The sequence below is a fragment of the Winogradskyella sp. HB-48 genome, assembly GCF_049942685.1.
Taxonomy (GTDB): domain Bacteria; phylum Bacteroidota; class Bacteroidia; order Flavobacteriales; family Flavobacteriaceae; genus Winogradskyella.
The window spans coordinates 1,018,431-1,043,249 of sequence record NZ_CP187934.1 but is presented as its reverse complement, the minus strand read 5'-3'; the positions used below and the strand labels follow the sequence as shown (position 1 = coordinate 1,043,249).

20 protein-coding genes are annotated in these 24,819 nt (G+C 34.7%); 10 read left to right on the top strand and 10 right to left on the bottom strand.

All coding sequences use genetic code 11. The features are described from left to right. Positions 1-18 precede the first annotated feature (18 nt). From hemB to hemA, 6 genes are all read right to left on the bottom strand, one after another. Positions 19-1,008, bottom strand: coding sequence for a porphobilinogen synthase (hemB, locus tag ACPX19_RS04635; protein WP_426431783.1), 990 nt, complete (start codon positions 1,006-1,008; stop codon positions 19-21). Positions 1,009-1,091: 83 nt separating this feature from the next. Continuing rightward, on the bottom strand, positions 1,092-1,994 hold the full coding sequence (hemF, locus tag ACPX19_RS04630) for an oxygen-dependent coproporphyrinogen oxidase (RefSeq protein WP_426431781.1): 903 nt from the start codon (positions 1,992-1,994) through the stop codon (positions 1,092-1,094). A gap of 20 nt (positions 1,995-2,014) precedes the next feature. Further along, positions 2,015-2,797 (bottom strand): EI24 domain-containing protein, encoded by a 783-nt coding sequence (locus tag ACPX19_RS04625; protein ID WP_426431780.1) that lies wholly within the window; start codon positions 2,795-2,797, stop codon positions 2,015-2,017. An 82-nt stretch (positions 2,798-2,879) separates the two neighbouring features. Beyond that, positions 2,880-3,905: a uroporphyrinogen decarboxylase gene (gene hemE / locus ACPX19_RS04620; RefSeq protein WP_426431778.1), complete on the bottom strand. Its 1,026-nt coding sequence runs from the start codon at positions 3,903-3,905 to the stop codon at positions 2,880-2,882. A 61-nt stretch (positions 3,906-3,966) separates the two neighbouring features. Next, a complete protein-coding gene (hemC, locus tag ACPX19_RS04615; protein ID WP_426431776.1) occupies positions 3,967-5,550 on the bottom strand; it encodes a hydroxymethylbilane synthase in 1,584 nt (527 codons plus the stop codon). Continuing rightward, positions 5,543-6,793 (bottom strand): glutamyl-tRNA reductase, encoded by a 1,251-nt coding sequence (gene hemA / locus ACPX19_RS04610; protein ID WP_426431774.1) that lies wholly within the window; start codon positions 6,791-6,793, stop codon positions 5,543-5,545. Before hemA ends, hemC begins: the two co-directional genes overlap by 8 nt. Before the next feature lie 200 nt (positions 6,794-6,993). Here hemA and ACPX19_RS04605 point away from each other — a divergent pair, with 200 nt between their 5' ends. Next, positions 6,994-7,893 carry a helix-turn-helix transcriptional regulator gene (locus tag ACPX19_RS04605; protein WP_426431773.1) on the top strand — a complete coding sequence of 300 codons (900 nt, stop codon included), beginning with the start codon at positions 6,994-6,996 and terminating at the stop codon, positions 7,891-7,893. Between the two features lie 3 nt (positions 7,894-7,896). On the opposite strand, the gene ACPX19_RS04600 is transcribed toward ACPX19_RS04605, so the two are convergent. Continuing rightward, entirely contained in the window at positions 7,897-11,421 is a 3,525-nt protein-coding gene (locus ACPX19_RS04600) for a TraB/GumN family protein (protein ID WP_426431772.1), read from the bottom strand. A 225-nt stretch (positions 11,422-11,646) separates the two neighbouring features. Here ACPX19_RS04600 and hemH point away from each other — a divergent pair, with 225 nt between their 5' ends. From hemH to ACPX19_RS04565, 7 genes are all read left to right on the top strand, one after another. After that, entirely contained in the window at positions 11,647-12,684 is a 1,038-nt protein-coding gene (gene hemH / locus ACPX19_RS04595; protein ID WP_426431771.1) for a ferrochelatase, read from the top strand. Between the two features lie 2 nt (positions 12,685-12,686). Beyond that, complete coding sequence (locus ACPX19_RS04590) at positions 12,687-14,042, top strand: MATE family efflux transporter (protein ID WP_426431770.1); 1,356 nt, start codon at positions 12,687-12,689, stop codon at positions 14,040-14,042. A 48-nt stretch (positions 14,043-14,090) separates the two neighbouring features. After that, positions 14,091-17,177 carry a VPS10 domain-containing protein gene (locus tag ACPX19_RS04585; protein WP_426431769.1) on the top strand — a complete coding sequence of 1,029 codons (3,087 nt, stop codon included), beginning with the start codon at positions 14,091-14,093 and terminating at the stop codon, positions 17,175-17,177. After that, positions 17,177-17,725, top strand: a complete 549-nt coding sequence (locus ACPX19_RS04580; RefSeq protein ID WP_426431767.1) for a CopD family protein — start codon at positions 17,177-17,179, stop codon at positions 17,723-17,725. The genes ACPX19_RS04585 and ACPX19_RS04580 overlap by 1 nt, the downstream gene beginning before the upstream one ends. A gap of 85 nt (positions 17,726-17,810) precedes the next feature. After that, a complete protein-coding gene (locus tag ACPX19_RS04575) occupies positions 17,811-19,220 on the top strand; it encodes a sensor histidine kinase (RefSeq protein ID WP_426431765.1) in 1,410 nt (469 codons plus the stop codon). A gap of 54 nt (positions 19,221-19,274) precedes the next feature. After that, positions 19,275-20,057, top strand: a complete 783-nt coding sequence (locus ACPX19_RS04570) for an enoyl-CoA hydratase/isomerase family protein (protein WP_426431764.1) — start codon at positions 19,275-19,277, stop codon at positions 20,055-20,057. Between the two features lie 370 nt (positions 20,058-20,427). After that, positions 20,428-21,501, top strand: a complete 1,074-nt coding sequence (locus ACPX19_RS04565) for a PA0069 family radical SAM protein (RefSeq protein WP_426431763.1) — start codon at positions 20,428-20,430, stop codon at positions 21,499-21,501. 67 nt (positions 21,502-21,568) lie between these two features. Here ACPX19_RS04565 and ACPX19_RS04560 read toward each other — a convergent pair whose 3' ends face one another. Next, positions 21,569-22,126, bottom strand: coding sequence for a hypothetical protein (locus tag ACPX19_RS04560; RefSeq protein WP_426431762.1), 558 nt, complete (start codon positions 22,124-22,126; stop codon positions 21,569-21,571). A gap of 208 nt (positions 22,127-22,334) precedes the next feature. On the opposite strand from ACPX19_RS04560, the gene ACPX19_RS04555 reads away from it, so the two are divergent. Together ACPX19_RS04555 and ACPX19_RS04550 are read left to right on the top strand one after the other, a co-directional pair. Beyond that, a complete protein-coding gene (locus ACPX19_RS04555) occupies positions 22,335-23,207 on the top strand; it encodes an AraC family transcriptional regulator (RefSeq protein ID WP_426431761.1) in 873 nt (290 codons plus the stop codon). 13 nt (positions 23,208-23,220) lie between these two features. Next, positions 23,221-23,394 carry a hypothetical protein gene (locus ACPX19_RS04550; RefSeq protein ID WP_426431760.1) on the top strand — a complete coding sequence of 58 codons (174 nt, stop codon included), beginning with the start codon at positions 23,221-23,223 and terminating at the stop codon, positions 23,392-23,394. A gap of 1 nt (position 23,395) precedes the next feature. Here the strand turns inward: ACPX19_RS04550 and ACPX19_RS04545 are convergent, their stop codons facing one another. Together ACPX19_RS04545 and ACPX19_RS04540 are read right to left on the bottom strand one after the other, a co-directional pair. Continuing rightward, positions 23,396-24,052, bottom strand: a complete 657-nt coding sequence (locus tag ACPX19_RS04545; RefSeq protein ID WP_426431759.1) for an HD domain-containing protein — start codon at positions 24,050-24,052, stop codon at positions 23,396-23,398. Continuing rightward, positions 24,052-24,786: a lysophospholipid acyltransferase family protein gene (locus tag ACPX19_RS04540; protein ID WP_426431758.1), complete on the bottom strand. Its 735-nt coding sequence runs from the start codon at positions 24,784-24,786 to the stop codon at positions 24,052-24,054. The genes ACPX19_RS04545 and ACPX19_RS04540 overlap by 1 nt, the downstream gene beginning before the upstream one ends. Positions 24,787-24,819: the final 33 nt, after the last annotated feature.

Genomic DNA, 24,819 nt, shown 5'->3' with positions numbered 1-24,819 from the left:
GTTTAAGTTATTACGAATTTACGAAATTAATTTCACCACATCCTTAGCAAAATAGCTTGCAATGATATCTGCACCTGCACGTTTGATAGCATTGACTTGTTCTAGCATTACTGCATCGTGTTCTAACCAGCCTTTTTCGGCAGCAGCCTTAAGCATGGCATACTCTCCAGAAACTTGATAAACAGCCAATGGTACATCAAAATTATTTTTAATATCTCTTACAATATCCAAATAGCAAAGTCCTGGTTTTACCATAACGATATCTGCACCTTCATTGATATCCATTTCAGTTTCTCGTAAAGCTTCCTCTCTATTCGCAAAATCCATTTGATAGGTTTTTTTATCCTTTGGAACATTTACCATGTCCACTGGCGCAGAATCTAAAGCATCTCTAAAAGGCCCATAAAATGCCGATGCATATTTTGCCGAGTAACTCATAATGCCAACATCAATAAAGTTAGATTGATCTAAGGCCTCACGAATACCTAAAATCCTGCCATCCATCATATCACTTGGTGCGACAAAATTGGCACCAGCTTCAGCGTGAGAGATGCTCATTTCGGCTAAAACTTCTACAGTTGCATCATTAATGATTTTGCCACCTTCTACAATACCATCGTGCCCATAAGATGAAAACGGATCTAAAGCCACATCTGTCATGACTAACATCTCAGGGCAAACCTCTTTTACGGTTTTTATGGCTCGCTGCATTAAACCGTTAGGATTTAAGGCTTCAGTCCCTTTATTGTCTTTTAATTTATCATCAACTTTCACAAAAAGTAAAACCGATTTTAAACCTAAATTCCAAAGTGTTTTTACTTCGTCTTTTAGTAAATCTAGGCTAAAACGATAGTAATTTGGCATAGAAGCAATTTCTTCTTTAACGCCATTTCCTTCAACCACAAAAAGAGGAACTAAAAAGTCGTTTGGTGTTATATAGGTTTCTCTAACTAAACTTCTAATAGCGTCGTTAGTTCTTAATCTTCGGTTTCTTCGTATTAGGAACATATAATTTTAATTTATAATATCATTCTGGGTGAAACGAAGAATCTTTAAAAAAGAGATTCTTCACTGCGTTCAGAATGACAAAGTTAAACCCATTCTCTAGGGTTTTGTAAAACGTCTATCAATTTTTCTTCCTCACTTCCTTTTTCAGGATGATGGTTGTAAACCCATTGCACATGTGGTGGCAAACTCATCAAAATACTTTCAATTCGTCCGTTGGTTTTAAGTCCGAAAAGTGTGCCTTTGTCATGGACTAAATTAAATTCCACATAACGACCACGACGAATTTCTTGCCAATCGCGTTGATCTTTTGTGTAGTATAGGTCTTTACGTTTTTCAACAATTGGAACATAAGCTTCTAGGAAGCTATTGCCAACTTCAGTGACGAAATTGTACCAATCTTCCATGGTCATGTCATCACTTGCTTTACAATAATCGAAAAATAAACCACCAATACCACGGGCTTCGTTTCTGTGTGTGTTATAAAAGTACTCGTCGCAACGTGCTTTGTGATTTGGGTAGAAATCAGGGTTGTGCTTATCGCAAGCAGTTTTGCAGGTTTGATGGAAGTGTTTTGCGTCTTCTTCAAACAAATAATAAGGTGTTAAATCTTGGCCACCACCAAACCATTGGTCTACAATATTGCCATCTTGATCATACATTTCAAAATAACGCCAATTAGCATGTACAGTTGGAACCATCGGATTTTTTGGATGAATAACAAGACTTAATCCACAAGCAAAAAAATCGGCATCTTTTACACCAAAATAAGATTGCATGCTGTCTGGTAATTTACCATGCACAGCAGAAATATTTACACCACCTTTTTCGAAGACATTGCCGTTTTCTATAACACGAGTTCTACCGCCACCACCCTCTGGACGTTTCCAAAGGTCTTCTCTAAATTTGGCTTTGCCATCAATGGCTTCAAGTTTTGAAGTGATTTTATCCTGTAATTGTTGGATATAATTGTAGAATTTATCTTTCATTAAATCTTGTTAAGTTTTATTTAGCTAAGCTCTATTTTATCAAATGGTTCAAAGCCAATCTCTTCATCATCTTCAAACAATAAGTCTACAGCAATTACAGTCGCAGAGGTCACACTCAGTGGGAGTACTAAAAGAACACCAACAACAGGAATTAATAACAAGAGTAAAAAACCAATACCATTACCAATAGCTAGTCCTCTGTGTTGTCTTATAAAAGCGACACTGTCTTTATATTTAAAATGGCGTTCTAACGTGTAATCCATATTTGCAAAACCGGCATAATACGCTTGTACTATAAAGAGCAACACCGTTGAAAAAATATTAACAACAGGAATGAACTTAAGTACAAGAATAGGAATTGTATAAAGTAGTTCTTTTGTTAGATTTCTTAAACCAATTCTAATGCCTCTTATCAATTGTTTTGAAAAATTGGTATTGACATAATTCTTGGCAGGTTTTCCCGTAAAATAAGCCTCTATTTTTTCTGAAACGGGACTCATAAATGGCGAGGATAATGCCATAATAATGTGTTTGTACAGAATAAGGCCTATGGCAAAAATAATTATGGCCGCTATAAAGGTGGAAATAGCAGTAAATGTAGTTTTCCCAGTTTCCCAAACCCAAATACCAGCAATCCATTCTCCAAGATTGTCAGAAAGTCCATAAGCTGAAACAAAAATCATAATAAAAACAAAGACACTTATGATTACAGGTATAACAAAATACTTCCATAGTCTCAATTTTGAAATTAATCCGTAGGCACCTGTATAAACTTGTAGACCTCTAAATATGTTTTGTAACATAATATTTTCCTTCGAAATAAGGAATTCTTTTTAGTTCAACTTATACTAGACGTTTTGATGGTTCAATAGTTACAAAAGACGATTAGCCTTTATATTCCTTAACGGCATCAATAAATGCCTTGGCATTATCTAGTGGGATATTTGGTAAAATTCCATGACCTAAATTTACAATGTATTTATCTTTTCCAAAATCATCAATCATCTGATGTACCATTTTTTTGATTTCACTTGGAGGAGAAAATAAACGTGTTGGGTCAAAATTACCTTGTAAGGTGATGTTTCCACCAGTTAAATAACGAGCGTTTTTAGGCGAACATGTCCAGTCAATACCTAAAGCTGAAGCCTTAGATTTAGCCATTTCCTCAAGAGCAAACCAGCAGCCTTTACCAAAGGCAATAACAGGAGCATCATCTTTTAAAGCCTCAATAATTTGATTAATGTACTGCCAAGAAAATTCCTGATAATCTACAGGTGATAACATACCTCCCCAAGAATCAAAAATCTGTACAGCGTTACAACCAGCAGCAACTTTTGCTTTTAAGTAAGCGATGGTGGTATCTGTAATTTTTTGAAGTAAGCCATGGGCAGCAACAGGATTTGTAAAACAAAACTCTTTGGCCTTGTCGAAGTTCTTAGACCCTTGACCTTGCACACAGTAACACAATATAGTCCATGGCGAACCCGCAAAACCAATAAGTGGAATCTCATTGTTAAGTAATTCCTTTGTTGCCTTTATAGCTTGCATGACGTAATCTAACTCTATATGTACATCAGGTACAATAACGTTATCTACATCTTTTTGGGAACGAATAGGATTAGGAAGGTAAGGCCCAAAATTAGGTTTCATTTCTACCTCTATATTCATGGCTTGTGGAATGACCAAGATATCGCTAAACAAAATAGCAGCATCCATTCCGTAGCGACGAATAGGTTGTACGGTAATTTCACTTGCCAATTCAGGTGTACGACAACGTGTAAAAAAGTCGTACTTGGCTTTAATTTCCATAAACTCTGGAAGGTATCTACCTGCCTGGCGCATCATCCAAACAGGTGGACGCTCTACAGTTTCTCCTTTTAATGCTCTTAGATATAAGTCGTTCTTTATCATAGTTCTTTTATTCCTCCGAAGGCAAGAATATCCTTTTATTGTAACTTAATTTTTAAGATTCCTACTTTTGCAGGAAATAGTCATTCACCAACTCAATAACACTCTCTACGGTTGGAACCTTAGCAATTCGTACTTCTTCAAAGTGTTGACTTGCCGCTTTTGCAGTGGTTTCACCAATACAGAAAGCAATACCAGAAGCTTTATTCTGCTTTAAAAAACTATCTACTGTTGAAGGACTGTAAAACATTATTCCGTCTAAATTTCCTTCAACTTTATCAGCATCAAACTTGGTTTGGTAGGCTTCAACTTCGTTAACTGTAATGTTGTTTTTGGACAGAATATTAGGTAAATCATCCAATCGTAAATCACTGCAGAAATATGTCACCGAAGTACCTTCAATGTATTCAACTAAATAGTTGGCTAATTTTTTAGCACTAGATTCTGTATGTTTTACTTTACCAATTCGTTTCTCAACCAAACGCTTGGTACGTCTGCCTATACAATAGATGTTTTTGAACTGTAATTCTATTGCCGAAAAATTATGAAGCAAGGCTTCAACCGCATTTTTACTTGTAATGATTACATTTTGAATTTCATTGCGTACTATGTATTTAGGAATTCGATTAAGGCTAATTTTTATGGCATCGTTACTATCGGCAACTACATCGTTATGAAATAATAGTAGTTGGTCGTCCGTGAGTTTTTTTGTGGAATAAATATTGGTTTTCTTATCGCTACGTTGTAATTGGTCCATTAGTGTTTTACCACCTTTCCCTATGATGTAATCAGCGCAAAATTTAGCTAAGTCTTTATGCTTACCTAGTGGCACAACTTTAGAAACTTCAATTTTTTTTGTACCATCTTTACTTAGAAGAATACCTTTAAAATTAACCTCGCTATTTTTTATGAAAGCTAATGCGCCAATTGGTGCAGTGCAACCACCCTCAAGACGGTTAAGAAATTTACGTTCAATAGTTGTACAGATTTCTGTTTCCTCGTGGTTGATTTCAGCACAGATGGCTCTTGTTTCCTCATCGCTTTCCAATGCTGTAACCATTATAGCTCCTTGTGCAGGTGCGGGAATCATCCAATGCAAATTAATAGCATTTTCAGGTCTTATATTTAATCTTCCGATACCTGCTGCAGCAAATATTGCAGCGTTCCAATCGTCGTTATCATCAAGTTTTTGTAACCTTGAATTCACATTACCTCGAAGGTTTACAACGGTGTGTGTTGGGTAGCGGTTAAGCCATTGTGCTCTCCGTCTTAAACTTCCGGTGGCAATAACGGCATCTTTAGCAGAAAGGAATTCTTCATTCTTTTTAAACACTAAAGTGTCATTAACATTACCGCGTTTTAAAACTGCAGCTTGCACAATGCCTTTAGGTAAAATCGTTGGAACATCTTTAAGTGAATGTACAGCAATATCGATATCCTCATTAAGCATGGCGATATCTAGGGTTTTGGTGAAAATTCCAGTAATACCTAACTCATACAGTGGTTTGTCTAGAACGATATCTCCTGTAGATTTTACTGGCACTAAGACGGTTTTATGACCCAAGTGTTCAAGTTGAGATTGAACGGTTTTAGCCTGCCACAGTGCTAATTGGCTATCGCGTGTGCCAATGCGAATTATTTTAGACATTCTCTGAAGTTTCTAGCTGAAATATTTTTTTAATGAGTTCTAAACTCTCGTCAGACGTATCGTTGTCTTCTCTGAAGTGGTGTGCAAACTGATTGGTAATTTTTTGAATAATGTTGTTGGTTATCAGTTCTGCCTGATCTTCATTAAAATTGGCTATTTTTTTACGCTGCGTATTTAATTCCGAATTTTTTAAGTCAGTAAGTTTATGTTTTAAAGCCTGAATGGTAGGCACAAACTTCAACGTGTTTAACCAAACATTAAAATCGGACATTATTTCATCTATAATGGCTTCTGCATTGGGAATAAACGCTTTACGTTTTTCTAGAGTATCATCAGTAATTTTAGCCAAATCATCCATATGTACTAAAGATACGTTTTTTAACTCAGTTATATCTTCGTTTACATTTTTTGGAATCGATAAATCTAAAACTAAAAGTGGTCTATCCGTGTTAATTAAACCTTTAAAAACGGTTGGATTTTGTGCGCCAGTAGCAACAATAACAATATCTGAGGCGTTAATTTCTTCTTGTAGATTTTCGTAATCTTTTACGATGAGGTTGAATTTACCAGCAACTTCTTCGGCTTTAGTTTTTGTTCTGTTGATTAAGGTAATGTGCGAATTTTTCGTGTGCTTTACTAAATTTTCACAAGTGTTTCTTCCAATTTTACCAGTGCCAAAAAGCAGAATATTTTTTTCTGAAATGTTTTCAATAGTGTTCATGATGTATTGCACGGCAGCAAAAGATACTGAGGTTGCACCAGAAGATAATTCAGTTTCATTTTTAATTCGCTTACTCGCCTGAATAACGGAATTAACCAATCGTTCTGTAAACGAGTTAAGCAAGCCTTCTTTTTTTGAAGCTCTTGCTGCGAATTTCAACTGGCTTATGATTTCAAAGTCGCCTAAAATTTGGCTATCTAGACCAGAGCCAACTCTGAACATATGGTTTATAGCGTTTTTGCCTTTATGGATATAAGCAACATCCTGAAATTCTTCAACTGTTCCTTTTGTGTTTTCACAAAGCAAATGAATCAATTGGTATGGATGTTCTGCAAAACCGTAAAGTTCTGTGCGGTTACAAGTAGAAATTATAATAACACTTTCAATGCCATTTTGTTTTGCCTCTGCTAACAGATTTTTTTTTGCGGTATCACTTAAACTAAAGTGACCGCGTACTTCTGCATCGGCTTTTTGATAGCTAAGACCAATGGCGTAAAAAAAGGTGTTCTTTTGGTGTTGCATTCGCTCGTTTACCTGACTTGAGAATTAACAGAGCAAATTTATATTTGATACCACAAAAAAAATAACGCTAAAAGAACTTAAAGTGTCGTTTGTGGTTTTTTAGGTTTATTTTTTAATAAAACATGATTTTTGTCATATTTTTACAGTAAAAACAAGGGTTTTACTCGCTTTTGTTTAGAACGAATCTAAATAACAAAAAAATGGAAATAGAAAAAACTGTTTCAAAAAGTATCGCTAGAGGTACTTTTGAAGAAACTTTTATTGAAGATGGTTTTTTTGTACTAACCCACAAGAATGAAGATAATACTGTTGAAATTCTTGAACGAGAGATTGATAGCACTTTTATACAGTTTCATTTTTGTACAAAAGGATCTGCTGATTTTGTATTTAATAATGGCACTTATACATTACATATTAAGGAAGAAACATCACTTCTTTTATATAATCCGCAACGCGATTTGCCGATACATTTAGAATTGCAACCTAATTCTTGGTTGGTCTCGTTTGTAATGTCCATAAAAAAGTTTCATGGTTTGTTTTCGCAAGATGCCAATTATGTAACATTTTTGTCTGAAGAAAATAAAAACAAAAAATACTATACCGACGGAACTATTAATCCTTCGATGGCAGTAGTGTTAAACCAAATCATAAGCTTTAACCTTAACCAAACGATAAAGCCACTTTACTTTAAAGGAAAAGTTTATGAATTATTAAGTCTGTATTTTAATAGAAATGAAGATGCTGATGTGGAGCAATGTCCATTTTTGGTAGATGAGGTTAATGTGGCAAAACTTAAAAAAGCAAAAGATATTATTATAGCCAATATGGCTGAGCCACCAACTTTACAGGAATTATCGGAAACTATAGGTTTAAGCCTTAAAAAATTAAAAGAAGGTTTTAAGCAGATTTATGGTGACACGGTTTATGGCTTTTTATTTGATTATAAAATGGAAGTTGCGAGAAAACTTTTAGAATCAGGCAATCATAACGTTAATGAGGTAGGACTTAAAGTAGGGTATAGTACCGCAAGTCATTTTATTGCAGCGTTTAAAAAGAAATTTGGAACGACGCCTAAGAAGTACATTCAGGCGTCGAGTTAATCTCTAATAATCATAATATCCATTATAACCACCAGAGCTAGGAGTTACCCGTTTTCGGTCTTTATAAATGGCAAGGTTAATGATTTCTTCATATTGCTCTTCTACCTCTTTAGTCTCATCAACTGTAGTACCATAGCTATTGCTTATATCATAATGGTCAACAACCAGTTTTTTACCATCTTTTGGTTTTATAAAAGAGATGTAATATAACACTTCAGACTTACCAGAGTAGTCATCATCCTTATCTATTTTAAAGAAGTACATCACAGCATCCTTATTGCCTTTGTCGGTTTTAAAATCGCGCTTCATTAAAAAGACAAGAGAGTCTTTTTCTTTCTCGTAATCTGCATTGTCCAACAACTTGGATTTTGCAAATTGTTGTTGACTGATATTAAGCGATTTTATAGTGTTAAACAGTTTAGCTTCATGAAGCTCTTCTATAAGCCTGTACTGGTTTTCTTCGTCATCTACCAGTTTTTCTTTCAGTTCTTTTGGAATGGCTTCTTTATGCTCTGATAGTAGTACATAATATCTCACTAATGCAGAAGTATCATCAACATTGAGCATTTTTTCAAAAAAGTCTTTTGCACTACGCTCGTTTCGGTAAGGGAAAATTAAATTAACGTAAGTAGACAAATCATCTGAATAATAATCATAACCATAACCAGAATTACTCAAACTACGTTTTACTTCAATCTTACCATCGTTAATGATTTGGTTTTTATATTTTTTATAATCTTTTGTTTTTACTAAGCCAGAATCTCTAACACGAGCCAATAAATCATAAAGTGGCTCTTTGTACTCGCTAATGGTGCTATACTGTAAAATTTTAGGGAACAGATCAGCTTTTAATTCTAAAGAATCTTTTCTGTAGTAGTTATAAAATACTCCTCCTATACCACCAAGAGGTAAGTCGCGCTCCATTAAATCCATAGCTAACTCAAAGTTTTCTTTCTTTTTAGAGTCAAATAAGCCTTCTAATATTGCAGATTGTGTTTGAGGGTCTGAGTAGCTGTCGTAGTACAGTTGTTTTATAAAATCTAGATTATTTTTCAAATCTATTTCAACGAGTTCACTCACCAAATGCGATTTTATATTCAAACGCTCTTTATCAAACTCAAAATCTTTTAAAACAGAAACAATATCTCTGCTGTTGTGTTTTTTAAACTTTATTAGGTTGTAGGATTCTAGAACTATACTGTCATTTTCTTTAAGTGCTTCAAAAAACTGCCTAGTTTTATCTTTAAGCACATCTTTACCCTTTAAGGTATCTAAGGGAGTAAAGGAATCATAAAATTCAGTCACAAATTTAGATGGTCCGCTAATAGAGTCTATTAAAGTTTTTAGTTCAAAAAGCACACCTTCTTTGAGGATGTTTTTTACCATCACCTGCTTGGCACTGTTGCTGTCTGTATAATTAAAGGTGTATGTATAGAGATCCTCTTTTTTAGATTTTGATCTATTGAAAATTCTAAATTTCTTAAGCGGAGTATAGTAACGTGTAGCTCCATTAGCTTTACGCTCTACATCTTGCCAAAGGCTATCGATGTTATGGAACATCTGTAAATCGTGGAATTTTGTTCTTGTAATCTCTATTTGCTCATTGGCTTTTGTAGAGTAGGTGGTTGACTTTATCTTTTCTTCGTAATCTTTTTCATCTTTATCAGAGCCATAATAACCATATCCATAAGGGTTGGGTAGTGGTGATTTTGTATTTGTGTTTACAGTAAAGTGAAGAGAAGTATCCACTATTTTTTCAAAACCAGAATAATCTGCTTTAGTTAATTTGAAAGACTTAAAAAAGTCTGTTTTTTCTTCATCACTGGTGCCGACATAACCTAATAGATAGTAGCTACCATCTTTTACAACGGTTTTTAAGTGTAAATTTTTTCCAGATGTTGAGTCTAAAACAGCTCGAGATTCATAAGTTTTGTAATCACTTTTTTTGAAACCTCCTTCGGCTTCTTGGAGTTTGTAATTTAAATAAAGTGCATGATGAAAATATTTTGCTTCAAAACTATCTTCCTCAATATAACTTAAGTCATGCAATGTGGACTCTTCAACGAAATAGTATGCATCGTCTTTATAGCCTTCTAGTAGTTTCTTTCCTTTGTTTTCCATATTACTGGTGATGTAATATTCTGGAAACTTAACTTGAAATTTTTTAGCTGGTGACACAAATGTGATAATAGAATCCGTAGGTGTTTTTAGGTCTATGGAATTGAATATTTTGGCTTCATGTTTAAGTACAAAATCACTACGGCCTGCATATTTTATAATAATAATCTCTAAAGGTGTTTGATAAATATGATACTTCTGAAACTCTCCTTTCTTTGTTTTGTTAACAATGCTAAGTCCAGGATAGGGTTCTTTTATTTCTTCCTGTTTAACAATATCACCAGGAATATCTTCGTACAACAAATCGTCAATTTCCTTTAGAGTCATGTTCTCTTTTTCGTTAGGTAGATAGGTGAAACGACTTATTCTGTTTACAGTTAGGTAAGCACCATTGGTCATATCAGGGTCTAGGTAATATTTTTGACCAGCATAAGAGAATTCGCGTAGCTCGTCATAGGTGTTAAGACTTAGAAAACCATCAGGTGTGGCATGTTTTTTTAGACTTGGTTCAACGAAAAGACTATCGAGTTTTGTTTTTTCGTTTTTACTGTAGTCGGTTTGTTCAGATGTTAAGGCTTTAACGGTGTAACCTTTTTGGCGCAACATATTAATCATCCCCCTTTCCCCAGGTAAATGGGCCGCGCCAACACCAGCAAAAACGGATTTTTTAGGCATAAGTTCTGTTAAAGAATTTACCATATTCTCATTTCTAATAAAGAGCATATTTTCTCTGTAAAATTCTGTGTTAGAACCTGCACCTATAGAGTCTAAGAGGTCTAAATTTCTATCGCGATAAAGATTTTCTTGTATAAGATAAGGATTCTCCTTGGTGTATAGTTTTTGTAACCAAGGATCAATGTCTTTTTTGTTAGCATTATATGCCGCTTTTGTAGTTAGGTAGCGAGACTCTGCTAAGTCTTCTAATCCATAAATTTCTTTGCCGTTTTTCTTACCTGCCTGATAGATAAACATGTCTAGATATGTCTCTTCTTCAAAATTATCTGCCGCATTATTTTTTCTATACAAATAAGCATTTACAGCTCCATTGTCCATCCTAACCGAAGCTCTTACAGCCATTTCTTCAGGATGGGTTAACTTAAAAAGATTGGTGTAGAAATCTTGTCTATAATTATTGTAAAATGCCATTTCATCAATCATCATATCATAATTAAAACCAGGCCATGTAATTGGGTCAGACTCTAAAGCTATACACTCACTTTTATTAAGCGCTTTATAGAAAACATCATCTAATCGAAAAGCAACTTTTTTGCTCACATGCATAGTGCCATACAAATATGATGGTTTTTCTAAACCGTTACCAGAGATTTCCCAAAGTAAACTTTGATATTGTTGTTGTGAGAAAGCGGTTATAGAAATTGTAAATATTAGGGCTGTAAGAATTTTATTCATTTTGTACTTTATAATCAGAACTCGTAAAGATATTTAAATCATTGAAATAGCCATAGTCAAACAATAAAACTCGTTTAAAAACTGATATTATAGATATTCCTTGTTAAATATAACAACTCAAAAAAAGTAAAAACAGTATTTAACATAGCATTATAAATAAAACCAATACTAGCCATTGTATTGTATAGCTAAAGGGTTGTATTTTTGTTTTAGAAAAACTGAAGAATGAAAAAAGGAGTTTTGTTAGTTAATTTAGGCTCTCCAGATAGCCCTAATCCAAAAGATGTAAAGACATATTTGGATGAATTTTTAATGGATGAGCGTGTCATAGATCTTCCGCTTTGGGCTCGAACTTTATTGGTAAAAGGTATTATTTTAAATACAAGACCAAAAGCCTCTGCCAAAGCCTATCAAAAGATTTGGTGGGAAGATGGTTCTCCATTGATTGTACTGTCCGAAAGACTTCAGGAAAAGGTACAGAATAAGGTGGATTATCCCGTAGCTTTAGCTATGCGATATGGAAGCATGAGTATAAAAAAAGGATTGCAAGAGCTTGTTGATAAAGGCTGTACTGAGGTAAAAACAATTCCGTTGTATCCACAATTCGCCATGGCAACGACAGAAACTATTGATGTTAAGGTAGATGAATTAGTTGCTGAATATTTTCCGCAGTTAAAAATAACAAGAACACCAGCCTTTTACAGCAGAGAAGACTATAAAGAAGCCTTAGCGCAAAGTATCGCCGAGAAGCTAGATGGTTTAGATTATGAGCACATTTTATTCAGTTATCATGGTGTGCCAGAACGCCATATCAGAAAAAGTGATATATCTAACGGTAATTGTAAAATGAACGGTAAATGTTGTTTTAAAATGGGTAGTCCTCAACATGAGTTTTGTTACCGTCATCAATGCGAAATTACTACAGTAAATGTGGCCAAAAAATTAAAACTCAAAAACGGTACGTACTCTACAACCTTTCAATCTAGATTAGGTTTCGATCCGTGGTTAAAACCTTACACAGACAGAACCATTGAGCGTATGGGAAAAGAAGGTATTAAAAAAATGGCCATTGTAACTCCAGCTTTTGTTAGCGATTGTTTAGAAACCTTAGAAGAAATTGCCATGGAAGGTGAGGAAATCTTTCATGAAGTAGGTGGAAAAGAGTTTACAGTAATCCCGTGCCTTAATGACAGAGATGATTTTGCACAAGTACTAGCCAATATGATTGAGGAATGGGCAACTTCTGAAACTCTAGCAGTGTAATAATGGCTAAAGTATCTTCACAGGATCTAGGAAGCCAACCAATAGGTAAATTACTTATAAAGCAAGCTGTACCAGCGTCTATTGGTATTTTGGTAATGTCGCTTAACATTCTTGTAGATACTATTTTTGTGGGTAATTGGATAGGACCAAATGCTATTGCTGCCATTAATGTTGTTTTACCAGTGTCATTTTTTATAGCAGCTTTAGGTATGGCTATTGGTATTGGTGGTTCCTCAATTATTTCGAGAGCACTTGGGGCAAATAATAGAGAAAAGGCTTTGGTCACATTTGGTAATCAAATAGCACTGACACTTTTATTGACAGTCTCTCTTGTCATTCCAGGTTTGTTTTATGTAGATAGCATTATACCAGCTTTTGGTGGTAAAGGGGCTATTTTTAATCCAGCAAAGATTTATTATGTCATTGTACTTTATGGTGTGCCTTTTTTAGCCTTATGTATGATGGGAAATACTGTAATAAGGGCGGAAGGAAAGCCCAAGTTTGCGATGTACGCCATGATGATCCCCTCCGTGGGTAATTTAGTTTTGGATTACGTGTTTATAAAAGTATTGAGTTACGGAATGCATGGAGCGGCATGGGCTACTACTGGATCTTATATGCTTTGTTTAGGATTTATTTTGTGGTATTTTTTGTCTAATAATTCGGAATTAAAAATTACCAAATGTCAATACAAATTAGATTTTCCAATAATTAAAGAAATCGGAAGTTTGGGCTTTGTAACTCTAGCAAGACAAGCTATTGTAAGTATTACATATTTGTTAATGAATAATATTTTATTCAATCTAGGTGGTGAAACGTCTGTCACTGCTTATGCCATAGTTGGTAGAATGCTCATGTTTGCTTTATTCCCGGTTTATGGAATTACGCAAGGGTTTTTGCCAATTGCAGGTTTTAATTACGGTGCTGAAAAATACCGGCGTGTAAGGGATTCTATACTTACAGCCATTAAATACGGTATTGCTCTTGCAGGAATTATATTTATCTTCCTAATGCTCTTTCCTGACGCAATTACACGTTTATTTACTCAGGATGCGGAGGTTTTAAAGGAAACGCCACCAGCTATGCGATGGGTTTTTGCGGCGACACCCATAATAGGAATCCAATTAATAGGTGCAGCTTATTTTCAAGCTATTGGCAAGGCTATGCCTGCCTTATTACTTACCTTACTTCGTCAGGGGATATTCTTTATTCCTTTAATATTTATTTTGCCAAACTTTTATGGGGAACTTGGTGTTTGGATGTCCTTTCCAATTTCAGACGTTTTGGCGACCGTTGTAACCGTTTACTTTTTACATAGAGAGGTAAAGTTAAATTTACTCCCAAAAGAAGTAGAATAATTTTAAATCCGTAATTTTAGTGTTCTTAATAACCAACTACTAATTTTTATGCGATTTTCATCCTATTTGTTAGCTATTTTAATATCATTTTTTAGCTTAAATCTACAATCACAAGATTTTCAAGAATCAGATTATGGAGCTTTAGAATACAGATTACTCGGACCCTTTAGAGGTGGTCGAAGTGCTGCAGTTACAGGTGTCCCTAATCAACATAACTTGTATTATTTTGGTGCTACTGGTGGAGGTATTTGGAAAACTACAAACGGAGGGCGTGAATGGGAAAATATATCCGACGGATATTTTGGTGGTAGTATAGGTGCAATAGCTGTTTCTAAAAGCGACCCAAATGTTATTTATGTTGGCGGTGGCGAAAAAACGGTACGAGGAAATGTGTCTTCGGGTTATGGAATTTGGAAAAGTGTTGATGCTGGTAAAACATGGCAAGCATCTGGTTTATCTCAAAGCAGGCACGTGCCTCGCATTGCAATTCATCCTACAAATCATAATATTGTTTACGCTGGAGTGTTAGGTAACATTTACAAACCAAACCAAGAACGAGGTGTTTACAAAAGTACAGATGGTGGAAAAACATGGAAAAAGACCTTGTTTTCTAACGAACATGCTGGTGTTGTAGACCTAATAATGGACCCTACAAATCCTAGAATTTTATATGCATCTACATGGCGCGTGCAACGCACACCTTACAGTTTAAGCTCTGGAGGAGAAGGGTCGGCATTATGGAAAAGTACAGATAGTGGAGAAACATGGACAGAAATTTCGGTTAATAAGGGGTTTCCCGAGGGTATTTTGGGCATAATTGGTATAACCGTGTCACCAATAAATAATCAGCGCCTCTGGGCAATCGTTGAAAATAAAGACCAAGGTGGTTTGTATCGAAGTGATGATGGTGGAGAAACATGGACACAAGTGAATGATGAAAGGAAATTACGTCAGCGCGCTTGGTATTATACTAGAGTGTATGCTGATACTAAGGATGTCAATACGGTTTATGTATTAAATGTACGCTATCATAAAAGTACGGATGGCGGAAAGAATTTTAATACTTATAACGCACCTCATGGTGATCATCACGATCTTTGGATTGCACCTGAAAATCCAAACCGAATGATTATAGGTGATGATGGTGGAGCACAAGTCACATACGATGGAGGCGAAACATGGAGTACATATCACAATCAACCCACATCGCAGTTTTACAGAGTAACAACAGATAATGCATTTCCATATCGTATTTATGTGGCACAACAAGACAATTCTACCATAAGAATTCCACATCGAACAGACGGATATTCTATTACAGAAGACGATTGGGAAAGCACAGCAGGTGGAGAATCGGCGCACATTGCTGTTGATCCAAAGGATAATGATATTGTCTATGGCGGAAGCTACGATGGTTTCTTAACACGTGTAAACCATAAAACGGGTACGGTCCGAGCCGTTAATGTCTGGCCAGACAATCCTATGGGTCATGGTGCAGAAGGTATGAAATATCGATTTCAGTGGAATTTTCCTATTATATTTTCTAAACATAATCCCAATCGATTATACACCTTTTCACAGCATGTTCATGTTACTGAAAATGAAGGGCAGTCTTGGGATATTATTAGTCCGGATTTAACCCGAAACGACCCTGAAAAATTAAAATCTTCTGGAGGACCAATTACCCAGGACAATACCTCGGTAGAATATTACTGTACTATTTTTGCAGCTAACGAATCTCCTTTAAAGGAAGGCCTAATTTGGGTTGGTAGTGATGATGGTCTCATTCATGTAACTAAAGATGGTGGTAAAACCTGGGACAATGTCACTCCTAAAGGAATGCCAGAGTGGATGATGATAAATAGTATAGAACCAAGTGCTTTTGATGAAGGCACCTGTTATGTCGCAGGCACTAAATACAAAACAGGTGATTTTGCACCATATTTTTACAAAACCACTGATTACGGTAAGACTTGGAAAAAAATCACAAATGGAATTAATGACGAGCATTTTACAAGGGTTTTAAGAGAAGATCCAAAACGGAAAGGATTATTGTATGCAGGGACCGAAACCGGCATGTATATTTCCTTTAATTATGGACAAGACTGGAAGTCTTTTCAGCTTAATTTACCAATAGTTCCTATAACTGATTTAACCATAAAGGACAATAATTTAATCGTTGCAACACAAGGGCGTAGTTTGTGGATGATTGATGATTTAACAGTAATTCATCAATTATACGATGCAGACTTGAACAGTGATGTATTATTCAAACCTAAAGATACCTACAGAATGAGAGGAGGCAGCAGAAAAGGAAGTTTAACCTCCGGGACTAACCACCCAAATGGTGTCATTACTTATTTCAATTTAAAAGAATACGAGGACGAGGATAACGTATCTCTTACATATTTTGACCGTAAAGGAGATACAATTAAAACGTTTTCAAACAAGGATAAAAAGAACATGCTTAAAGTTGAAAAAGGAGCCAATCAATTTGTATGGGATATGACCTATGATGGTGCAGAGCGCTTACCCGGTATGATATTATGGTGGGCAAGTTTAGAAGGTCCGAGAGCAATTCCTGGAAGCTATAAAGTCAGTTTAAGCGTTAATGGTAATGAGCAATCACAACCATTTACAATTCTAGCAGACCCAAGAGCAGAAAGCACTCTTGATGAAATGGAAAAGCAGTTTCAATTTATTAAGGATGTTAATAGTACAATGGATAAGGCCCATAAATCCATAAAAAAAATTAGAAAAATCAATAGTCAGCTAGGAGCTTTTCAAGAGCAATATAAGGATGATGATAATGTAAAGGATCTGGTAGAAAAGGCAAAGGAGCTAGAAGAGCAACTTTCTAATATTGAAAAAGAACTATATCAAACCAAAAATAGAAGCGCGCAAGACCCTTTGAATTTTCCTATTAAGCTCACCAATAAACTGGGTCATTTAAATTCCTTAGTAAGTATGGGAGATTTTGCACCAACAGAACAGGATATTGCTGTTAAAAATGAGCTAACTGCCAAAATTGAAGAGCAATTGTCTGTATTCAACACAATTTTGAACCATGAGGTAAAAGCGTTTAATGCAGCCTTTAATTCCAAAAACTTGAATTATTTGTTTGTTGAAGACTAATGGACTACTATAACTACATAAAATCCCTGCACCTGATATTTGTCATCACCTGGTTTGCAGGGTTGTTTTATATACCTAGATTGTTTGTGTATCAAATAGAGGCATTTTATAAACCGTCTCCTGAAAAGGAAATTTTAGGAAAACAGTTAAAGCTAATGGCTAAGCGCTTGTGGTATATTATTACCTGGCCTTCGGCAATTTTGGCCACCTTATTTGCAGTTTGGCTAATGGTGTTAATGCCAAGTTGGTTTCAGCAAGGATGGATGCATGTTAAATTAACTTTTGTTATACTACTATTTATTTACCATTACAAGACGCATGTCTATTTCAAACAGTTACAAAGGGACGAGATCAAAGTCACTTCTAATTTTATGCGTATTTGGAACGAAGGCGCTACGTTTATTCTCTTTGCAGTGGTTTTCTTGGTCATTTTAAAAAGTTCTATTAACTGGATATTTGGTGTAGTTGGTATAATCGTCCTTGCAGTATTAATTATGCTTGGATTTAAACTGTATAAAAATATTCGTGCTAAAAATCCCGGCGCCTAATTGGCTTGATTATTGCTATATTTAGTCCATTAATAAGCTGATGAAAATTAAAAAACTGTCATTACGATCTCGAATATTCATTGCCATGATTTTACTAGTATTATTGGCATCGGTATTAATTGCGGCAGTTACCATTTATCAGTATAACGAAGAGGCTAGGGATTACCATAGAGAGCGTTTAGAACGAAAGGAAAAAGCCATTAGGAAGAGTATAGAATTTACTATACAAGAAACCACTTATCCAGTAACGACTGAGAATATTCCGCTAATATTTAAAGATGCTATTTTTGATATAGATGCCATTCATAGTCTGCAAATCAATTTATACGATTTAGAGGGAGAACTTTTAAAAAGCTCAAAGAGAACCATACTTAGAGATTCGTCGGACAGATGTCTGAGTGCAGAGGTCTTAAATGCTTTATCTAACACAGCAGAGCATCGTTATGTAATAAAGCAAGAGGAAAATGGTGAGATTTTTCAGTCATCCTATTCTTATATCATAGACGGAAAATTTAAAAATCTCGCCATTCTCAATCTACCATACCTAGAGAATGACGATTTTCTAAACAGAGAGCTCAAAGAATTTTTAATGCGTTTAGGATATGCTTATTTGGCCATGATTTTGGTAGCTATTGTATTTGCGTATTTTATTTCAACATACATTACAAAATCACTAAAGACCATCAGTGATAAAATGAATGAAATCCGACTAGAAAAGCGCAATAAAAAAATTCAGATAGAATCAACAAGTGAAGAGATAGAGACCTTAGTTAACTCTTACAATAGTATGATAGACGAACTTGAGGCCAGTGCGGTAAAATTGGCGACAAGTGAGCGCGAACAAGCGTGGCGAGAAATGGCTAAGCAAGTAGCACATGAAATTAAAAATCCGTTGACGCCAATGCGGTTAAGTGTGCAGAGTTTTCAACGCAAATTCGATCCAACCGACGAGAATATTCATCAAAAAGTTGACGAATATAGCAATACATTAATTCAGCAGATAGATACTATGAGCTCTATAGCTTCGGCATTTTCTAACTTTGCCAAGATGCCAGCTCAAAAATCTGAAAATCTAAATGTTGTAAATATTGTAAAGTTAGCACTAGATATTTTTAATGAAGATTATATTTCATTTGAAGCAGAAGATGCTGAAATTATTGCCAAGTTCGACCGTACACAACTCATAAGAGTGGTTACCAACTTGGTGAAAAACTCAATACAAGCCATACCAGAAGCAAAAGAAAATCCTAGTATTAAGGTTAAAGTTTTTTCGGTTAATGATGAAGTTAAAATCACGGTAGAAGACAATGGCAATGGTATTGCTGAGGAAACTAAGTCAAAAATCTTTGAGCCAAAGTTCACCACAAAATCTAGTGGAATGGGACTAGGGTTGGCTATGGTAAAAAATATAGTGGAAACCTTTAACGGAAGTATTACCTTTACGTCTAAATTAGGAGAGGGCACAATATTTACTGTGACTTTTCCAAAAGAATAACTTTAACATTCTGTGATAATTTCGGGACCTTACAGATTAAATTAATACAATATTATGTCTTATAATAACATACTATCGGATTACCAAAATGGTATTACAATTATTACCATTAACAGGCCAAATAAATTAAATGCCTTAAATAAGGATACGATTCAAGAGCTTCATGATGCTTTTGATGAAGCAAATAAGGATTCAGATACCAAAGTGATTATTGTTACTGGAAGTGGTGAAAAAGCCTTTGTTGCTGGTGCGGATATTAGTGAGTTTGCAGACTTTAATGTGGATGAAGGCGGAAAGTTAGCGGCTCAAGGTCAAAAATTATTATTTGACTTTGTTGAAAATTTAAGTACTCCGGTTATTGCAGCAGTTAATGGCTTTGCTCTTGGAGGAGGTTTAGAATTGGCTATGGCTTGCCATTTTAGAGTGGCTAGTACAAATGCAAGAATGGGCTTGCCAGAAACCTCGTTAGGTGTAATTCCAGGTTATGGAGGCACACAGCGATTGCCACAATTAGTAGGTAAGGGTAGGGCTATGGAAATGATTATGACAGCTGGGATGATAGATGCCAACCAAGCCTTGAGTTATGGATTAGTGAATCATGTTGTAGAGCAAGAAGGCTTATTAGAGTTTTGTGAAAGCATAGCTGGTAAAATCATGAAAAACTCTTCTGTAGCTATAGGGAAAGCCATAAAGGCGATCAATGCTAATTACGAAGACGGCAAGAATGGTTATAAAGTTGAAATTAAACAATTCGGTAAGTGCTTTGGCACAGAGGATTTTACCGAGGGTACTACTGCTTTTTTAGAAAAGCGTAAAGCCGATTTTCCCGGTAAATAAGTCAAGTTGAGTTTTTTGTTAGCCTAAATTAATTTTCATAGATCTATCGTCTATGAGCCAATGTAATACAAAAAATGGCGCAATTAAAAGCGTGCCAATTAATAATAAAGGACTAAGTATTATCATTATAAGATGCTTTTTCTTCATAATATTATTTTTTATACAAAAATCGAAACGATTTAACTATCTAAAAACAAGTATTTTAACCTATTAATATTCTTAATTAACCCAGGTTTTGGATGTTTGTGATGATATAATTTCTTACAAATATTGTGGATAACCAAATCGTTTTTCAACAGCATAAAGAGAAATAAAGAGATAATTTTAAAGTCCTACTGTTTATTAAGGTTCAATTTTTTAATTATCCATTATGAGCTCTGAATCTATCATTAAGGGACGAGGTGCCCAACGCAATATTCACAATCGTTTTTTTGAATTATCTCACGAAATGCGTGATGATTTCTTGGAGTTTTGCCATAAAGAAGGTGAGGTAGCAGATAAAAACAATACGCAGTATCTTAATGTATTTCCAAAGACCATAGTTAACAAGGTTACGAGCCCAGATGTTGGTATGGCTTATTCAATGAATATTTATCAAGGTTGTGAGCATGGTTGTATTTATTGCTATGCACGTAATAGCCATGAATATTGGGGATTTAGTGCAGGTTTGGACTTTGAACGTAAAATCTTGGTAAAAAAAGATGCACCAAAACTTTTAGAAGAACTTTTGAAAAAGAAAAGTTGGAAAACGCATCCTATCGTAATGTCTGGTAATACAGATTGTTACCAACCAGCAGAACAAAAATTTCAATTGACAAAGCAATGTCTAGAGGTGTTTTTAAAGTACAAACATCCTGTGGCTATTATCACAAAAAATGCTTTGATATTAAGAGATATAGAACTTTTAAAAGCTCTTGCAAAAGATAATTTAATTTCAGTAAATATTTCCATAACATCTTTATCTGAAGAAACAAGGAGGATTTTAGAACCACGTACCGCAACTATAAAGAGAAGGCTTCAAACTGTAAAAGAACTTAGTGATAATGGAATTCCTGTAAATGTGATGTTGGCACCAATTATTCCTTCAATAAACAGTCATGAAATTTTACCAATGGCAAAGGCAGTTTCTGAGGCTGGTGCACTAGGTATAGCGCATACTGTGGTAAGATTAAACGGAGCGATTGGAGAAATTTTTACAGATTGGATTAGAAAAACCTTACCAGATAGAGCAGATAAGGTTTTGCACCAAATTGAAAATTGCCATGGAGGTACTTTGAATGAAAGCAGATATGGTGTAAGAATGAGAGGGGAAGGACAAATAGCAAAACAGATTAACGATCTAATCGCATTGGCAAGATTAAAATACTTTAAAGACAAATCTATGCCCAAGCTCAATACTAGCTTACATGAGCAGTATAAAGATGGTCAGTTGAAATTATTCTGAAAAACAAAAGTGGGCATAAAGCCCACTTCCGAAGTAAATAAATAACTAATATATAAACAATCAAAATTTATATCCTAAAATTCTTAGTGTATACTCTCCCATTAGATCTAATTACAGCCGTATAATCACCAATGACAGATTTGTCTAATTTATAAACTCGGTTCAACACGTCGCTTCCTTCAACATTTTCTGTGTGAATCAGTTCGTTTTCAAAGTAAAGCTCAACTTTCATTTCATTAGTATCCAAGCCGATTTTTGAAATGATAAGCAATCCTTCTTCTGGTCTTATAACAGGTTTGTAAATTTTATTTTGTGTCTCTGTTAGTATTCTAACTTCTTTGTTTTTCACTTCTAAGTCAACAACTTCAATTTCAAAATCCTTACCAACCTCTACGGTATATATTCCATTGTTGAGTTGAGTAAAATCAAATAGCCTAACTAGATTTCCGCTGTGTTTAATTCGGCCGCTAAAAATTACTTCTCCCGATGCATTAGTTACAGAAAGATTGTGTCCTTCATTTACAAATTTGAATGTTGGAAAATCCTTTAAGGTCTCACTCGCGTAGCTTGTATATGTTCCCAACATCACTGCTACTACCAAAATACTTTTAATAAGTGTTTTCATCTTTTTCCTTTTTTAGGTTAAACTTAATTAACGTTACAAATGTATAATGGTAATAGCTTGCTAAAAACAAGCATTTTGGCATATTTATATACATAATTAACCTTAAATATGAATTTATATATATATAAGGTTAATTATGTATATAATCATGATAATTGTATATACATTTGATTTTTATTATGCTGTAACTTTGTATTAAATATTTGGTATGAACACAAGAAAACCTATTCTAGAAAAAATAAGCCCAGAATTTGGAAGCTCAATGCGGGTAATAAAACATGGCGCTTTTATAGGTGAAAAGAAGCCGTTTTGGCATTTTCATCCAGAAATTGAATTGGTTTATGTTAATAAAGGAAAAGGAAAGCGGCATATAGGCAATCATTTGTCTTACTTTAATAATAGTCAACTTTTACTTATTGGATCTAATTTACCGCATAACGGTTTTACAGACAGGCTTACTGTATATGGTACGGAAACCATTGTTCAGTTTAAACCAGAGTTTTTGGGTGAGCATTTTTTTGATATCCCAGAAATGGGAAAAATCAATGCTTTATTTGAAAGAGCAAAAAGCGGAATACTTTTTGGTATCCCAACTAAACAAAAACTTGGTAATAAAATCGAAAAATTATCCGAGAAAGAAGGTTTTAAAAAGATTTTGGTCTTATTAGAAATATTACACAGTTTAGCTAAGGCAGAAGATTATACTATATTGAATGCAGATGGTTACAGGTTTGAAACTGAACCACAAGACAGTGCTAAAATCGATACCATTTTTAAGCATATTAACGAGAATTTTAAAGAGCATATAAGCTTAGATGAAATTGCGGATAAGGTAAGTATGACGGTTCCTGCATTTTGTAGATATTTCAAAAAAGTTACCGGGAAGACATTTACAAAACTTGTTAACGAATATAGAGTTGTACACGCCACAAAATTACTTACCGAAAGCCAAATGAGTATTACGGATATTAGTTTTGAATGCGGATTTAACAACTTTTCTCACTTCAATAAACTTTTTAAAGAGTTTACAGGCAAGAGTGCTTCAAAATATAGAAGCGAGGTTAAATTAATGGTTCAGTAAAAGCCTTAGGATTATGGATAAAAAAATAGACATTGCAATAGAATACTATACAAAACAGGCACAGGACATATTAAAAAGGGTAAATTCTAATTCTAATATTACAGCAGATGAACTTATAAAGTATGGCGAAGAAATGGCTATTTTAGAATATAAGCTAACTGCTTTGGAGGTAGCAAAAGAGAGTTAGTTTATTTCTCACCATTCCATTCATCATAAAACTGCTTTAGATAATCTTCCATAAACTTATGTCTGTCTGAAGCAATTCGCTTTCCAGTTTTGGTATTCATTCGGTCTTTGAGCAACAATAATTTTTCGTAGAAATGATTAATAGTTGGGGCTTCGGAAGCTTTGTATTCTGATTTGGTCATATTCAGGTTTGGAGCAATATCAGGATTGTACAAAGCACGATTTTTAAATCCACCATAATTAAAACATCTAGCGATACCAATTGCTCCAATAGCATCTAATCGATCTGCATCCTGTACAACTTCCATTTCTCGAGAATTAAAAGAAGCATCCAAATCAAAAGAATTTTTAAAGGACATATTCTCTATAATTTGAGTTACATGTTCAATAACAGCACTATCTATATTTTGTTTTAATAGAAATTCAGAAGCTTTTTTTGGACCTATTGTTTCATCACCGTCATAAAATTTTGGGTCTGCAATATCATGAAGTAAGGAGGCTAATTCAACCACCAAGAGGTTCACATTTTCGTTTTTAGAAATTAATTTGGCATTATTGTAAACCCTTAGTGTATGGAACCAATCGTGTCCTCCTTCTGCATCTTTTAATGAATCTTTTACAAATGCCTTTGTAGACTCTATTAACCTTAGGTCACCCATTACACGATACTGCTTTTTACTTGGGCTTCGACAATACTGATAAGCTCAAGCTTATCTTCATAATGACTGGCTTCAATTGGTTTGTGAACTAAATAAGAAATACGAGCACCTAAGCCCATTGGAAATTTACCATATCGCAAAGTTTTCCAAGAATTGTTAATGGTAATAGGAACAACTAAAGCATTTGGCGCATGCTTTATCATAGTAAGCAAACCTTTAGTTTTAAAAGGTTTTGGTTTGCCATCTCTACTTCTTGTGCCTTCGGGAAAAATAACGGCGGCCCATTTGTTGTTTTCAATGCGTTTGGCAAATTCTTCAATAGCTTTTATAGAACCTATAGCGTCTTTTCTATCTATAAGTACAGAGCCACCATGTCGTAAATTATAAGAAACACTAGGTATGCCTTTTCCTAGTTCTTTTTTACTGATAAATTTCACGTGATGTTTGCGCAAATACCATATTAATGGAGGTATATCGTACATGCTCTGATGGTTGGTAACAATAATTAATGGGATGCCCTTTTCTATAGTATACGGATTGGTGAAAGAAAAAGTAGTGCCTAATACATTAAGGCAACGCATAATAAAAAACTGTAACCAATCTACACTGATTTTATGGGCTTGGTACCCAAAAAGAGTTTTACAAAACCATTGTATAGGGTGAAATACAACTAAGGTTAATCCAAAGCAAATAAAATATAAAACCGTAAGAGGATAGGCTAATAGTTTTTGCATTTTACAAAAGTATATCAATGACTATTAAGCACA

Excerpts from the sequence above, each read along its gene's own strand:
- hemB (WP_426431783.1), bottom strand. The coding sequence starts at position 1,008 with ATGTTCCTAATACGAAGAAACCGAAGATTAAGAACTAACGACGCTATT.
- hemF (WP_426431781.1), bottom strand. The coding sequence starts at position 1,994 with ATGAAAGATAAATTCTACAATTATATCCAACAATTACAGGATAAAATC.
- ACPX19_RS04625 (WP_426431780.1), bottom strand. The coding sequence starts at position 2,797 with ATGTTACAAAACATATTTAGAGGTCTACAAGTTTATACAGGTGCCTAC.
- hemE (WP_426431778.1), bottom strand. The coding sequence starts at position 3,905 with ATGATAAAGAACGACTTATATCTAAGAGCATTAAAAGGAGAAACTGTA.
- hemC (WP_426431776.1), bottom strand. The coding sequence starts at position 5,550 with ATGTCTAAAATAATTCGCATTGGCACACGCGATAGCCAATTAGCACTG.
- hemA (WP_426431774.1), bottom strand. The coding sequence starts at position 6,793 with ATGCAACACCAAAAGAACACCTTTTTTTACGCCATTGGTCTTAGCTAT.
- ACPX19_RS04605 (WP_426431773.1), top strand. The coding sequence starts at position 6,994 with ATGGAAATAGAAAAAACTGTTTCAAAAAGTATCGCTAGAGGTACTTTT.
- ACPX19_RS04600 (WP_426431772.1), bottom strand. The coding sequence starts at position 11,421 with ATGAATAAAATTCTTACAGCCCTAATATTTACAATTTCTATAACCGCT.
- hemH (WP_426431771.1), top strand. The coding sequence starts at position 11,647 with ATGAAAAAAGGAGTTTTGTTAGTTAATTTAGGCTCTCCAGATAGCCCT.
- ACPX19_RS04590 (WP_426431770.1), top strand. The coding sequence starts at position 12,687 with ATGGCTAAAGTATCTTCACAGGATCTAGGAAGCCAACCAATAGGTAAA.
- ACPX19_RS04585 (WP_426431769.1), top strand. The coding sequence starts at position 14,091 with ATGCGATTTTCATCCTATTTGTTAGCTATTTTAATATCATTTTTTAGC.
- ACPX19_RS04580 (WP_426431767.1), top strand. The coding sequence starts at position 17,177 with ATGGACTACTATAACTACATAAAATCCCTGCACCTGATATTTGTCATC.
- ACPX19_RS04575 (WP_426431765.1), top strand. The coding sequence starts at position 17,811 with ATGATTTTACTAGTATTATTGGCATCGGTATTAATTGCGGCAGTTACC.
- ACPX19_RS04570 (WP_426431764.1), top strand. The coding sequence starts at position 19,275 with ATGTCTTATAATAACATACTATCGGATTACCAAAATGGTATTACAATT.
- ACPX19_RS04565 (WP_426431763.1), top strand. The coding sequence starts at position 20,428 with ATGAGCTCTGAATCTATCATTAAGGGACGAGGTGCCCAACGCAATATT.
- ACPX19_RS04560 (WP_426431762.1), bottom strand. The coding sequence starts at position 22,126 with ATGAAAACACTTATTAAAAGTATTTTGGTAGTAGCAGTGATGTTGGGA.
- ACPX19_RS04555 (WP_426431761.1), top strand. The coding sequence starts at position 22,335 with ATGAACACAAGAAAACCTATTCTAGAAAAAATAAGCCCAGAATTTGGA.
- ACPX19_RS04550 (WP_426431760.1), top strand. The coding sequence starts at position 23,221 with ATGGATAAAAAAATAGACATTGCAATAGAATACTATACAAAACAGGCA.
- ACPX19_RS04545 (WP_426431759.1), bottom strand. The coding sequence starts at position 24,052 with ATGGGTGACCTAAGGTTAATAGAGTCTACAAAGGCATTTGTAAAAGAT.
- ACPX19_RS04540 (WP_426431758.1), bottom strand. The coding sequence starts at position 24,786 with ATGCAAAAACTATTAGCCTATCCTCTTACGGTTTTATATTTTATTTGC.